The organism is Paenibacillus vini (assembly GCF_018403325.1).
GTDB classification, from domain to species: Bacteria; Bacillota; Bacilli; order Paenibacillales; family Paenibacillaceae; genus Fontibacillus; species Fontibacillus vini.
Genome location: NZ_BOSL01000011.1, coordinates 48,936 through 62,717, shown reverse-complemented (window position 1 = coordinate 62,717; position 13,782 = coordinate 48,936). Strand labels below are relative to the sequence as shown.

The window sequence follows — 13,782 nt, the reverse complement described above, 5'->3', positions numbered from 1 at the left end:
TTTTTCGGAAATAAAAATAAAAATCCGAATTTTTGTCGTTTGGACAAAGACTCGGATTTAGCAGGTTTAGCTGTTTATTAACCGGTAGATCATGCAAGCCAGATACACATCGTAAAATTCGGAGTTCTTCGTGATATCGTATCCCAGCAGCTCGCTGATTTTTTTGACGCGGTATTTTACTGTATTTTTGTGAACGAATAAGAGTTGGCTGCATGCATCAAAGCTTCCCTTCGCATCCAGCAGGAACGTCATCAAGGTTCTGACGGATTCCGGATCCTCCAGCACAGGAGCAATTACGGACATCCACTCCTCCACAACTTCCTCGCCCTGTACGCTCAAATCCACGGCCCGCTTCATGGAGCGAATTTCCGCCGCCGTAAACCATTTTCGCTCATGGTAAATGAGATGGATCTGCTTCCTGACCTGATTCACAAGCTGATACATCCGCCGCACGTCCGTCGTGTTTCTCATCCTTGGCGCGTATACCATTTCGGATATCGAAGACAAGTAGCTCGTCGTCTCCATATACTCTTCGGCAATTTCGATTTCATTGGATTTGTACGAACCGTTGCCCAGCAGAACAACAATGCAGTAGTCGATCGTCTGGATGACGGCCGTTTGATAATATTTGGAGAGATGTTCCGCCAAGTCCTCCCGGATGTCTTTTTCCTCCGATAAATCCTCGAAGTAGACGAGCCACATCATCTGAACCGCCGCAACATCGATATGAAGCAGATGGGCAAGCCTCCGCATCTTCTCGCTCTCATCGTTTAGGATCGCTTTGACCAGAGCGTATTCGCTGACCTCGTTATGCTTGTCTCCCCAAAGATTGACGGCCACTTGCACGACCTCGCCGATTTTATCTATGGTTTTTACCGGCAGCTTCGCATTTTCTTTAATGACAAACAGGTACAGAGGCTCTCCATTCTTCTGGCGGATGATTTGATGACCGATAAAACAAGCGGAATCGTTGTTCTCTCCCCGTGCCCGGCCGTCGATATAATGAGGCGCGTATCCCCGAATGAGGCTCACCACGTCCAAGGTCGAGTTGCGCGGCCACATGACTTGATTGGCAATGTCCAGCTGCGTATTCGTCAGTACGAGATTGGCCTTCAGCCGGTCGGACAACAATTTCAGCATAATTTCCACACTGCGCGAATGCTCCGGCAGGAACGATACTTTCTCCAGCGTTTCATTCACAAAATTATCATTGATCGTCTGATTGTCGAGCACAATCGCTTCCATCACTTCATAAATCACTTCATTATAACGAAGCGAGATATCGTTCTCTGGCATGCAGATGATGATAAAATTGTGCGATTCGGCTAATTGCAGCACTTCCTCCGGGATTTTCGGAACAATGATTCCTACATAATACAGGATCAGTCCCACTTCGCCGAGATCGATCAAGTACTGGATCGTCTCGCACTGTTTCTCCACGCTGTCCTTAATCGTGTATAAGGAACTGATTACAATCTCTTCCGCATACCATTCCTCCTGAACGGTTTGAACGATTTTGGAAGAAAAATCGGCGTTCGACACCTCCAATACGGATAAGGAGGAGACGATGCGATGCAGGCTACTCTTTCCGGCCAGCACCTTGGCCCCTCGAAATGAAGGCAATTGCAGCATATCTTTAACGGTTACCCCATGTTGTTCACCACTTTTTCTTGTTCAGTGATTATTGAAGCTATTCCTAAATTTTAAAGTGAATGGGGATGAAAAGCCAATCGAATAAAAAAAGGCTGCCTTATCCGTGGATTTCCCGATTTCGCGCTATGATATAATGATGGCAGCCTAAAAAGGAGGAGTACGTTTGACGACGATTCATTATGTTGAAAGCAATACGTCACACGCCGGTAATTTTGTGGTCGACGTGCCGGTGGGCTATCACTGGCTGCTTGTTCTCACCAAAACCCCGGCTCAATTCTGGGTCGACGGGGAGCTCAAGACGTATCCCGCACATTGCGCCGTCATCTACCGTCCGAACCAAAAAGTTTATTACCGTTCCAGCGCCGACCAGTTCGTCAATGATTGGATTCGCTTCGAGACCAACGAGCCTTACATAACAGAATCGCCGCTGCCGACAGGTGTACCTTTCGCCTTGATCGATCCGGAATATTGCGGCAAGCTGTTTGAATTGCTGGTCATCGAACACAACAATCAGCGGGACTATAAACATTCTTCCCTCGACTGCTTGCTCCGTACGCTGTTCAACAAACTGCTTGAATCCTATTTCCACGGCGGCGAGCTTACGCCGCAATACCACAATCTATTGAGGCTGCGGACCGCGATTCAGAACCATCCCGGCGATGACTGGTCGGTCTCGAAAATGGCGGAGTACCTTCAGATCAGTACGGGCTATTTACAGAACATTTACAAGAAAACCTTCGGCGTTTCCTGCATGGATGACGTCATCAACCACCGTATCCGTATAGCCAAAGAATACTTGATTCATAACACGCAATCGATCGCCGAAATTTCTTCCCGTTGCGGATATCAAAATGTCGAACACTTCAGCAGGCAGTTCAAACAAATCACGGGCCACACGCCAAGAAATTTTCAGAAGCTTAACAGTGCTCTTTCTTAAAATATTGCTTTACAAGAAACTTCATCATTTCGCTAGGTTCCTCTTCGAGATATTCGGCCCGGTCCGCAAACAGCATTCCATAAGGAGTCTCGGGCATGAGGGGGTTCCAATGAGGAAGCTCCTCTCCGGTAGAATCTATTCCATTCGGGTTTCCTGAAGCAATGAAGTTCGCCCAGTAGTTGCACATTTGTCGAGCCAAATCGTAGTGTTTGCCGACAAACGGCCTCCAGCATTTGGCGAGCGTCTCAAAGAAAAACCAGAGATCCACGGAATGGAAAGTACCGGGGTTATCCCAGCCTGGGATGTCCGCATCGAAATTATAATAATACAACGGAGTGTTGGCGCCGCTATCGGCATTAGCCTGTGCGGCTAAACGGATGGCATACTCGATGCCGCTCACCGAGGCTCTCTTCTTGGCCTCCTCAATGTCGACTGACTGACCGCCGCACAATTTCAGGAATTCTTCGGCTTCGTTGCCGAACATATCTGCGGCCATCTTCTCGAGCTCACCCTGCGTTTCGACATTCGGGACGCTGAAAAACTCGGAGGAGGTATGGCCGAACATGACCGGCACCATCCAGCGTTTATTTTGCAGGAAGCAATCAAACGGGTTGCCAACGTTAAATCCCCCGTCTTCCACGGTTCCCCAGAAGCCCTGGTATTCCATCGCTTTGTCCCTCAGATAGGTTCCATCCAGCCGCCGCGCTTCCTCAAGCGAGGAGACGCCGAGATATTCAAAAAATGTGACGCCCGCCCGTTCCGCTTCGCTCAACTCTGTCCAAAAATTAGGCATGCCTTTATTAGGATAAAGGGACGTAAATACTCCGCTTTGAACAATGGCTCGCTGAAAGAGACCTTCGTTCTGAGGAGATGCAAGCTGGCTCAAGACACTCCAGCCCCCCGCCGACTGTCCGCCGATCGTTATATTATCCGGGTCTCCGCCAAATGCCTCAATATTGCGCTTGACCCATCTGGTAGCCGCCTGCTGATCGAGATGGCCGAAGTTAGCCGGTGCGTCCGGCGCTTCCGCCGTGATTTCGGGATGGGCTAAAAAACCGAATACGTTCAAACGGTAATTGATCGTTACCACCACGATTCCTCTTCGTGCGATACGTTCGCCGTCAAACTCCATCTCCGCCGTATGTCCGACCTGGAGCCCGCCGCCGAAATACCAGACATACACCGGCAGCTTCTCATCGACGCTATTGGCCGGCGTCCACACGTTAAGATACAAGCAGTCCTCATCCATCGCGATATCCGGTTCTACGGCCCACTCCCGGGTATAAATGTTGTTATCGTCAATCTCTTGTCTTACCTGCAAGGAAATCGGTGCGAATTCATATGCTTTAAGCACGCCTTCCCAATTTTCCGCCGGCTGGGGGGCACGCCATCGGTTCTTTCCTACCGGCGGAGCGGCAAACGGAATCCCCTTAAAGCTTGTAATCCGGGGATCCGCTGCCGGCAGTCCCTGAACCATCCCATTTTCGACTTTTGCGACTCGAAGCATAACCAACGCCTCCTATTCTTTTTCCGGCCGTTCCCGGCGATTCAGAAAATTATAAGATGAGCCCCCGCTGAAAACAATGATGCATCCTCACTTGTAATTGATTTATTCTAATATTCATTAAATTTATAAATGCCAAATGGCTATTTATTAATAACGTTTATTCTATTTTCACTTGGGATATCAAACTTGATCTTTCCTATTCTATTCTAAAAATAATTTGTTGACATTTATTCCTTTGGACGTTACGATTCACGCGAAAGCACAAATAAAACAAGCAATACGATATCATTGCAGCTTAATAGTATGATTGGGAGTTGATACCAAATGAAGCTACAAGGAGTTAACCCTTATCTGCCGTCATGGGAATACATCCCTGACGGGGAACCGCATGTTTTTGAGGACAGAGTCTACGTATACGGATCGCATGATCGTTTTAACGGACATGTATTTTGTCTGAACGATTATGTTTGTTGGTCGGCTCCAGCGGACAATCTGGGGGACTGGCGGTACGAAGGCGTGATATATAAGAAAAGTGATGATCCGCTCAATCCGGACGGCCATATGTGTCTATATGCCCCCGATGTCACCCGCGGCCCTGACGGACGTTATTACCTCTACTACGTTCTGGACAAGGTGTCCGTCGTCTCGGTCGCCGTCTGTGACACCCCGGCCGGCAAGTATGAGTTCTACGGTTACGTGCGGTATGCCGACGGTACGCGTTTAGGTGAACGGGAGGGAGACGAACCGCAATTCGACCCGGGCGTCTTGACGGAAGGAGATCTCACTTATCTGTATACCGGGTTCTGTGCGATTGGCGACCGGTCGCGTCATGGCTCGATGGCTACAGTACTCGGACCGGATATGCTCACCATCACCGAAGATCCGGTATTCGTTGCTCCCAGCGAACCGTACGGCAAAGGAACCGGCTTCGAAGGACATGAATTCTTCGAGGCGCCTTCCATCCGAAAGCACGGAGATACGTACTATTTCGTTTATTCTTCGATCGTCATGCACGAATTGTGCTATGCGACCAGTCTTCATCCAACGAGCGGTTTTGAGTACCGCGGCGTTATCGTCAGCAACAATGATCTGCATATCGATACCTATAAACCCGCTGACAAACCCATGTTCTATGGGGGTAACAATCACGGCGGCATGGTGGAGACGGGCGGACAATGGTACATCTTCTATCACCGGCATACCAACGGTACGAGCTTCAGCCGGCAGGGCTGTATCGAACCGATCGCTATCCTTGAAGACGGCACCATACCGCAAGTGGAGATTACAACGAGCGGCCCGAATGGCGGCCCGCTGGAAGGGCGCGGCGAGTACCCGGCTTACCTGGCCTGCCATCTGTTTACGGCGGCTGCGGATGAGCGGTATACGGGCTCGCATGGGGCCTGGATGGACGGCCGATTCCCGAAGATCACGCAGGACGGGAAGGACGGGGACGAGGAAGTCGGTTATATCGCCAATATGCAGGATTCCGCAACGGCGGGGTTCAAGTATTTTCATTGCGAAAATGTGCGGAGCATGAAGATCGAAGTCCGAGGCTATGCCCGAGGAAGCTTCGAGGTCAAGACGGCATGGGACGGTCCGCCGCTTGGCTCGATTCCGGTGGATTTCACGAATGTATGGACGACGTATGAAGCCGATATCGCCATTCCGGACGGAGTTCACGCCCTCTATTTCACTTATAAGGGAATCGGCAACGCGAGTCTGGCTTCGTTCACACTGGAATAACGAGCGAGCGTTTCACATTTGGCTTCGTCTTCTGCTTACCCCAGATCCTCTTACTTGGTTGTAAATAATATTAAAAAGACGGCAGCCGGACTAAGATCCGACTGCCGTTTGCATTTATCGTAAATTGAATTATTCAGCATGATGCCATCCGCCTCATGAATGAGTCGTTATCTTGTATGCTGTCCCAGCGGAAATCTTGAAGGTGATTTCATTTCCTTCCGTTCCGGCATCGACCCTCGTTCCCGCATCGGTCTCAACGACAAGCCTTCGCGAATCGTCTTTCCGAATCCGGCATATTCCTCTGTGTTCAGAACGTATTACCGCCTGGCTCAGCTTGCCTTCAACCCATTTCATATCGACTTCGAACCCGCCGCGTGCACGCAGCCCTTTGACTGATCCGTCCCCCCATGCCTTCGGTAGCGATGGCAGTAGATCAATGACGCCTTCGTGGCTCTGGAGCAGCATCTCCGCGATGCCTGCGGTACCTCCGAAATTACCGTCAATTTGGAACGGCGGATGGTTATCGAGCAGGTTGGGAAGCGTCGAGTGGCGTAAGAGCGCCATGAAGTTCCCATATGCTTCATCGCTGTCGCGCAGCCGCGCCCATAGATTGATGATCCAAGCACGGCTCCACCCTGTGTGACCGCCGCCGCTAGCAAGCCGGCGCTCGAGCGTTATCCGGGCCGCCGTCGCCAATTCGGGCGTTCCGTAAGGTGTAATACGGGAACCGGGATGCAGGGCAAATAGATGCGAAATATGTCTGTGTCCCGGTTCTTCTTCCTCGTAATCCTCCAACCATTCCTGTAGCTGTCCATAACGTCCGATCTTCGGTTCCGGCAGCCTCGACCTTGCTTCGGCAAGCAGATCCCGGAAATCATCGTCGATGCCGAGCAGCATCGAAGCTTCGATACATGCCCCGAATAATTCATCGATAATCTGACTATCCATCGAAGGCGCAATGCACAACGTGCCCGTCTCCCCGTTCGGCAAGCGGTAAACGTTCTCGGGCGAGACGGAAGGCATGGTGACAAGTTTCCCATCCGCCGTCTCCGTCATGTAGTCGATAAAGAAATCCGCGGATTCCTTCATCGTCTCATACGCTTTCTCGAGGAATGACCGATCAAGATTGTAGGCGTAATGCTCCCACAGGTGAAGACAAAGCCAAGCCGCACCCATCGGCCAAACCGTAGCAGGCATGTAAATGTCCTGCGGTGCCGTATCGCCCCACAAGTCGGTATTGTGATGTGCTACAAACCCGCGGCAACCGTACATCCGGCGTGCCGTCTCACGACCGTTTGGCCTCATCCGCTCAAGCAGATCAAAGAGCGGTTCATGGCATTCGGACAAGTTGCAGCTCTCTGCCGGCCAGTAGTTCATCTGCGCGTTGATATTGATCGTATATTTCGAATCCCACGGAGGCGTGAAATGCTCGTTCCAGATGCCTTGCAAATTGGCGGGGAGCGAGCCGGGCCGACTGCTTGCGATCAGCAGGTATCGGCCATAATGGAAATATAACGCTGTTAAACCATTGTCTTCAGAACCTCCCCGCACCGCGGCGAGCCGTTCGTCCGTAGGCAAAGCGGCTGCAGCGGATCCTTCTCCATTCCCAAGCCGGAGCTCGACCCGTCCGAAGAGACTGCTGTTGTCAGCAATATGTCTTTCCCGCAACTCGGCATATCCGCGGGTACGAGCCGACCGAATCGTCTCCCGGCACACCGCTTCCGTATTATCATGCCTATAGGTGGTCGCAGCCGCGATAAAAATAACGGCTTCATCCGCATCCTCTACTACAAGAAACTCGCCGATTGACCGGATGTGTCCCCCTTTTGTTTGAACGCCGATCATCGAACAGACATTAATTCCATCCGCCCCACCGAGGCCCGCCTTCATAACGAGCAGGCCGTCCGGCTCGGTCCGCAAGCTGTCAAGAAAACGCTGATGCCCGCGCGTGAAGCGCAGCCTGAACGAAACGGCGTTGCTGTGGTCGGCAGATAATCGGACGGCGATGACACCGTCCGGATAACTGGCGAAATGTTCGCGCTCATGCCGTTCGCCGCGCCATTGGTAGCTGACGGTAGCCGTTCCGTTCTTTAGATCAAGCTCTCGCCGATAGTCCGACACTTCCGTTTCCTCATGTCCGATCTCAATCCATAGATCACCGAGCGGCTCGTAATGGCGTTGGCATTCCGGCGTTCCGGATAACGCCATCGCAGCGAGCCTTTCCGCTTGAGACAATCGTCCGTCCGCAAGCAGCCGCCGAACCTCTGCCAGATGCTCCAGCGCGTCTGGGTTGTTACGGTCCATCGGGCCTCCGGACCAAATGGAATCTTCGTTAAGTTGAAGGCGCTCTTCCACAGTTCTGCCAAAGATCATGCCGCCGAGTCGGCCGCTGCCGATCGGCAGGGCTTCGTCCCAGTTCTCCGCAGGCCGTTGATACCATAATTGCAATGAATCAGTCATCTAATTCATGCCTTCCTTCCTTAATCAATGTTCTGAATCCATACCGTAGCGGAAATAATCGAAGTCCACAAACCCTCCCGCTTCCTTCGTCGCATAGTTGTATAAGCCGATCCGGCAGCCCATAAAATGATCCAGCGTATATTTAAGCTGCAGCGGGCGGCCGATGGTTTCCCACCGGTGGCCGTCCGAAGAATAGTGAAACTCGGCCGTATCCGCACTATCCTCGAAGTCAAACTTGATTTTAAGATAGATTATGTCTCCTTCGTAACGAATACGCTCGACCGTGGTTTCAGCGCCGTCTCCGGAAGCAGCAGTCATTGCAACGTACCGGCTGCCGTCTTCCTCCATTTGCACGCCGACGGTGCCAAAATCATGCTGTAAGGCAACCAGCCCGGCACGATCACCCGGCTTCATTCCGGTAATGTCAACCGTCGTCATCGCCGTGCAGCGCGGTCCTTCCGTACGCTGCGTCAATGTGTTCCGGGCATATTCAACGCTTTGCGCCGGACGCCCCGTAATTAACCGAAGGTGCCCTTGACGCGACGTCACCGACCATAACAGGTTGTCGGGATTATGGTTCCATTGCCAGTTTAACGCCAGTTTATTCTCGTCATAGTCGAAGTCGTCGCTGATGACAAGCGGCTTCGGCAGCCTCTCCGGCAGGTCCGCCTCGAAGGACGACGGCACTTTGCCGTCGATTCCAAATACCGGCCAGTCATTCTCCCAATGTACAGGGACGACACAGGGGATCCGGCCTACAGCATCGTGATCCTGAAACAGAACAGCGTACCATTCTCCCGCCGGCGTATCGACGATACCTCCCTGCGCAACCCCTTTGTTGTGGTAGCCCATATCGTCATCCAGCACGACGCGATGCTCGTACGGTCCCAACAGTTCCCTTGAACGGTAGACAACCTGTCTGCGGCGGCAATTGCCGGTATTCGGCCATTCGATAAAGAACAGATAATAAAATCCGTTCAGCTTATAGGCATGACAGCCCTCGGCTCGTAAACCGATCCCTTCACGCTCCGTCTCGAACAGTAACCGGTTAATACCGCCCGGCTTCAACGCCGTTGCATCCGGCGTCAACTCCGCGATGCGGATATCGCCGTTACCGTAAAATACATAGACGCGGTCGTCATCATCAAACAGCAAGCCCGGATCATGATGGAGTCCACCTAGTACTGATCGCTCCCATCGTCCGTGCTCGATGTCGTTCGTCCTGTATACATAGAACCGGTCCATATCATTGCACGAGAAACATACATAGTACATCCCCTTATGGTAGCGCAGGCTGGCAGCCCATGAACCGTTACCGTATATGCCTGTTCCGTCGAGCAAATGATGTGCGTCATGATCTTCGAGCGTATCGAATACATAGTTCACCAGCTCCCAATGCATTAAATTGTCCGACTTCATGATCGGGCAGCCTGGCATGGAATGCATGCTCGTGCTCACCATATAGAACGTCGTTCCTACGCGGATGACGCTGACGTCCGGTACATCGGCCCAAATGACCGGATTCGTAATCGTTGTTTTGACCATTGCTCCACTTGCCTCCTTCGTTGTCTTAAACATGCTCTATTTGAAAAGATATTCCTTGATTACCTGCCATTTTTGAAAGCGTACACAAAACTTATCATAGCGTTTTCGCCTTGCCCTAACAAGCCTCTTTCCAACTTATATCAAAAAGCGCAGCCCTCCTCTTCAGGAAGCCTGCGCTATTTGATATTTTGGGCCGATCAAGACTTCATCCAAAGTCCGGCTGATCTACAAAAGAAACGACGGGCTCCTTTACGCCATGGAGTTCGAACACGATAATATCGTTCCCGCCTTCGCGAAGAAGCGGAGCCGGCACGTACAGCGTCTTAGTCGGTCCCTTATCCCAGTAACGGCCTAGGTTAAAGCCGTTGATGAAGGCCTGCCCTTTGCCCCATCCATCCAATCGCAAGAACGTATCCGCCGGCTCGTCAACATGCAGACTGCCCCGATAAAAGACGGGCTCAAGGCGTTCGTCGCAATCACCATCAGGAACAAACGTCAAACCAGTAAGATCGGTCAACGGCAAGGACCGAATAGTCCAATCATGCAAGAACTGATAGCCGAGCCTCACCCCGCATGTGATTCCTTTCGGATCACGGAGCTGAGGGCCGTAGTTTATGCGCCCCATATTTTCCACCAGAATATCGATCTGCAATCCCTCCGCCGGGACTTCCAAAGGTATCCCCTTCGGATTCCAACGTTCAACCGTACCGATATAGGCTCCATTGGCGAAAATAAGCGCACGATCGCGTACTTCTTGCAGGATAAGCTCCCTTCCGCTGCTTGGTCCCGTAATCTTCGTTGAATATAAAATAAATCCATACGCCTGCCCAAGCTTCTCCATCGGTTCGGGGCACGATCTGCGCACAGGATGAGACAATGCGTCCAACTGGGTAAACAATGGCGCACATTCTGTCATCCGTACCTTCCCATAAGCCCGCGACTCAATCCCTGGAGGCAATTCCAGCGGCGGCAGATCTACGTATTTCTCGATAATTTTCCGGGCTGCGTAAAATTTATCCGTCGGCCTGCCGGATTCGTCCAGTAGCGTATCATAATCATAGCTGGTTACTAGAGGCTCATACTCATCGAACAGATTGGCCCCATTCATAAATCCAAAGTTCGTTCCGCCATGGAACATATAGAAATTGACAGAAGCGTCCAAAGCCAGCATCTCATCCAGCGTTTCCTCCACTTCAGCTGCGGGACGGGTCTGATGCGGCTTCATCCAGCGGTCAAACCAACCGTTCCAGAATTCCATGCATACCAGCGGCCCCGTCGGCTGATATTCACGCAGTTTGGCGAAGGATTCTTTGGCACGTGATCCGAAATTGACCGTGGCGAACACCCCGTCGATCATCCCGCCCTGAAGCATGCGATCTTCGGCTCCGTCCGAGGTAAACAGCAGTACATCCATGCCGCGGGCGATCATTCCTTCTTTCAAATAATTCAAGTAAGCTTTGTCGGTTCCATAGCTCCCGTATTCGTTCTCAACCTGAAGCGCGAGCACGGGGCCGCCCTGGGTGCTTAACAGAGGCCGCAAACGCGGAAGCAGTTCGTCAAAGTAAGCGTCAACCTTGGACAAATAAGGTTTATAATCGCAGCGGAGCTGCATGTTGTCATCCGCTAGCAGCCATGCGGGCAAGCCGCCGAATTCCCACTCGGCACAAATGAAGGGACTCGGCCGCAGGATCACATGCAAGCCCAGTTCCCCGGCTAGTCGAACGAAGGCTTCAATGTCAGCCAGACCTTCAAAATAAAAGCGGCCTTCCTCCGGTTCATGCAAATTCCAAGGAATATAGGTTTCTACCGTATTCAGTCCGCAAGCCTTCAGCTTCAACATACGATCCCGCCAATATTCCGGAACGATCCGGAAATAATGCAGAGCCCCGGAGAGAAGACGGAACGGCTGACCGTCCAACAGAAACTGGTCGCCCGATATGGATAAATTACTCATAGTTTCTTCTTCCTTTCTCCCTAAACCCCTGCGATCACGGAAGGGGTTGCGATCGTATGCCATAAATTCGCGCTGATCGCTCTTGGACCGTCTTCATCAACGAGACCGTCGAAGGTCAGGAGTTCCTCTTCCAATTCCGGAATCCGGTCCAGATCCCCTTCTACATAACGATGGATTCGACGAATGGCAGTTTGGATTCTCTGAAGCAAGCCTCCCATCCGCAGATCAAAGACATCAAGCCCGAATATCTTGTTTTCCTTCTCCCATTGGATCCGGTATTCGTCCATAAACCTTTCGGTCAAATCGGAAAGCAGCGGCAAAGTCACATCGGCAAAACGGGCCAGTGTCTCCGAATCTCCTCGGCGGTATGCATCCCTGATGCGTATTCCCGCTTCGCTCTTGACCTCAAGCAATCGGCATAAGCTTGCCTGGACGGAGAATAGGGGCTTCCAAGCCGGATTGCGCAATAACGCCGCTTCAAGTCTTTCCGCACTCAACCGGTAATGCTCCGTATATGCATCCGGTACAACATGGCGGTCGAACAACCCGTACATAATATCCTGATACAACAAATACTTTGCCGGATTGATGGAATTTCCTCCGGGTGCGGGGTTGCCTGGAACCAGATTAGCCGCGTCAAGGGTCATGAAGTCATCGTAATTGCCCTCTGTGCAAGTGGTGAATCTCTCCCGCATATAATCTTCCTCCGAACGTCCCGTGTAGCATAACTCTGCCCATAGTTGAAGGGATGGAAGTACCGAGAAGACGGAAGCCTCGGCGCCATTATCTCCCCAGGCTGTCACCAGCACGTCTTTAACGCCATATTTGATGCAGCTCTCATGTGCCAGCAGGCTGACCTTGCGGCTGAATTCGTTGTTCGGAGCAAAGCCCATCCACTTCCAGGCTCCGCCAGCAAACCCGATGTTGTCGCTGAGCTGCTTATGTTTACGAAGCATTCCGTCATAAATCTCCTGCTTTTCCGAGTAGTAATCCCAATAGACCAACGTAACATCTTCCGGAATCATCTCTATAATGTCGGGGCGAATCGGACTCTCCGTATCATAATACTCTCCCGAGCTTGCCAGACGGAAAAACATGTCGCTCCACATCATCGTATGGAAACCATATTTCCTGGCGATCTCCATCACTTTGCCGAAGTGTTTAAGCATCAACGTTGAACGATCATGGTAACCGTGCTTGTCGAGATATTTTCCCAGTCCCATCATATGTGCTTCATCCATACCGATATTGATTCGGCGGCTGCGGAAATTTACGGCCATGAAAGCAAACATACGATCGATCAAATCATAAGTCCCGGGCTCGTCGATCAGGAGAATATCCTGACAATCCACCAACGGTGCATGAGCCTGCCATTTCAAGGTTTGACCCAGATGGGCCAGCGTCTGAATGCAAGGAACCAGCTCTATGCCAAAAAGTGCAGCGTACTTGTCCATCTCCTGAATTTGTCCGCCGGTATATCTCCCTCTCATATAACCGAAGTAAGGATATTCCTTCAGCTCATACGTGTCTTCCGTATACAGTTGAACCGACGAATAACCCATGAGCGATAAACGGCGGATCAATTCCTTATATCCTTGATCGTTTAGAACAGCGTTGCGCGAGCAGTCCGCCATAAAGCCTAGCTGTTCATAGGCCTGCTGTTCCTTGATTTCAAACGTTTCTTCTCCTCGGCGTACGTGCTCGAGAAACCGGCTGATCCCCCGAATCAACTGATGTTCCTTCTCGTACTCAATAGCAGCCTGACCCGAGCCAAATGACACACGGATGCCTTTCCCTTGGTTCTTGCAATCCACTGGAATGCCTGCCTGATTCATTCGGATGCTCAGAATTCCCGCCACTTCGGAGACTGCCGACAACTGCTGTACACTTAATCCCTTCAAGTGAATTCCGGTTATCATCATCGCTTCCCTCCAAATTGTAGAAGGATGCGGCCATTCCCTGCCGCACCCTCTGTATGTTCGG

8 protein-coding genes are annotated in these 13,782 nt (G+C 51.5%); 2 read left to right on the top strand and 6 right to left on the bottom strand.

The features are described from left to right. Positions 1–66: 66 nt before the first annotated feature. Positions 67–1,632, bottom strand: coding sequence for a PucR family transcriptional regulator (locus tag KJS57_RS16690; protein ID WP_213655662.1), 1,566 nt, complete (start codon positions 1,630–1,632; stop codon positions 67–69). 184 nt (positions 1,633–1,816) lie between these two features. On the opposite strand from KJS57_RS16690, the gene KJS57_RS16685 reads away from it, so the two are divergent. Then, positions 1,817–2,590, top strand: a complete 774-nt coding sequence (locus tag KJS57_RS16685; RefSeq protein WP_213655661.1) for an AraC family transcriptional regulator — start codon at positions 1,817–1,819, stop codon at positions 2,588–2,590. Here KJS57_RS16685 and KJS57_RS16680 read toward each other — a convergent pair. Then, on the bottom strand, positions 2,571–4,097 hold the full coding sequence (locus tag KJS57_RS16680) for a carboxylesterase/lipase family protein (protein WP_213655660.1): 1,527 nt from the start codon (positions 4,095–4,097) through the stop codon (positions 2,571–2,573). The two genes, KJS57_RS16685 and KJS57_RS16680, sit on opposite strands and share 20 nt — an antisense overlap. 324 nt (positions 4,098–4,421) lie before the next feature. Between KJS57_RS16680 and KJS57_RS16675 the strand changes: the two genes are divergently transcribed. Then, complete coding sequence (locus KJS57_RS16675; protein WP_213655659.1) at positions 4,422–5,840, top strand: family 43 glycosylhydrolase; 1,419 nt, start codon at positions 4,422–4,424, stop codon at positions 5,838–5,840. 153 nt (positions 5,841–5,993) lie between these two features. Here KJS57_RS16675 and KJS57_RS16670 read toward each other — a convergent pair whose 3' ends face one another. The 4 genes from KJS57_RS16670 to KJS57_RS16655 all read right to left on the bottom strand — a co-directional run bounded on the left by KJS57_RS16670 (position 5,994) and on the right by KJS57_RS16655 (position 13,721). Beyond that, complete coding sequence (locus tag KJS57_RS16670) at positions 5,994–8,300, bottom strand: glycoside hydrolase family 95 protein (RefSeq protein ID WP_213655658.1); 2,307 nt, start codon at positions 8,298–8,300, stop codon at positions 5,994–5,996. 24 nt (positions 8,301–8,324) lie between these two features. Beyond that, positions 8,325–9,845, bottom strand: coding sequence for a glycoside hydrolase family 43 protein (locus KJS57_RS16665; protein WP_213655657.1), 1,521 nt, complete (start codon positions 9,843–9,845; stop codon positions 8,325–8,327). A 205-nt stretch (positions 9,846–10,050) separates the two neighbouring features. Beyond that, a complete protein-coding gene (locus tag KJS57_RS16660) occupies positions 10,051–11,799 on the bottom strand; it encodes a glycoside hydrolase family 35 protein (protein ID WP_213655656.1) in 1,749 nt (582 codons plus the stop codon). A 20-nt stretch (positions 11,800–11,819) separates the two neighbouring features. Further along, on the bottom strand, positions 11,820–13,721 hold the full coding sequence (locus tag KJS57_RS16655) for a beta-N-acetylhexosaminidase (RefSeq protein ID WP_213655655.1): 1,902 nt from the start codon (positions 13,719–13,721) through the stop codon (positions 11,820–11,822). Positions 13,722–13,782: the final 61 nt, after the last annotated feature.

Excerpts from the sequence above, each read along its gene's own strand:
- KJS57_RS16660 (WP_213655656.1), bottom strand. The coding sequence starts at position 11,799 with ATGAGTAATTTATCCATATCGGGCGACCAGTTTCTGTTGGACGGTCAG.
- KJS57_RS16690 (WP_213655662.1), bottom strand. The coding sequence starts at position 1,632 with ATGCTGCAATTGCCTTCATTTCGAGGGGCCAAGGTGCTGGCCGGAAAG.
- KJS57_RS16670 (WP_213655658.1), bottom strand. The coding sequence starts at position 8,300 with ATGACTGATTCATTGCAATTATGGTATCAACGGCCTGCGGAGAACTGG.
- KJS57_RS16675 (WP_213655659.1), top strand. The coding sequence starts at position 4,422 with ATGAAGCTACAAGGAGTTAACCCTTATCTGCCGTCATGGGAATACATC.
- KJS57_RS16680 (WP_213655660.1), bottom strand. The coding sequence starts at position 4,097 with ATGCTTCGAGTCGCAAAAGTCGAAAATGGGATGGTTCAGGGACTGCCG.
- KJS57_RS16655 (WP_213655655.1), bottom strand. The coding sequence starts at position 13,721 with ATGATGATAACCGGAATTCACTTGAAGGGATTAAGTGTACAGCAGTTG.
- KJS57_RS16665 (WP_213655657.1), bottom strand. The coding sequence starts at position 9,845 with ATGGTCAAAACAACGATTACGAATCCGGTCATTTGGGCCGATGTACCG.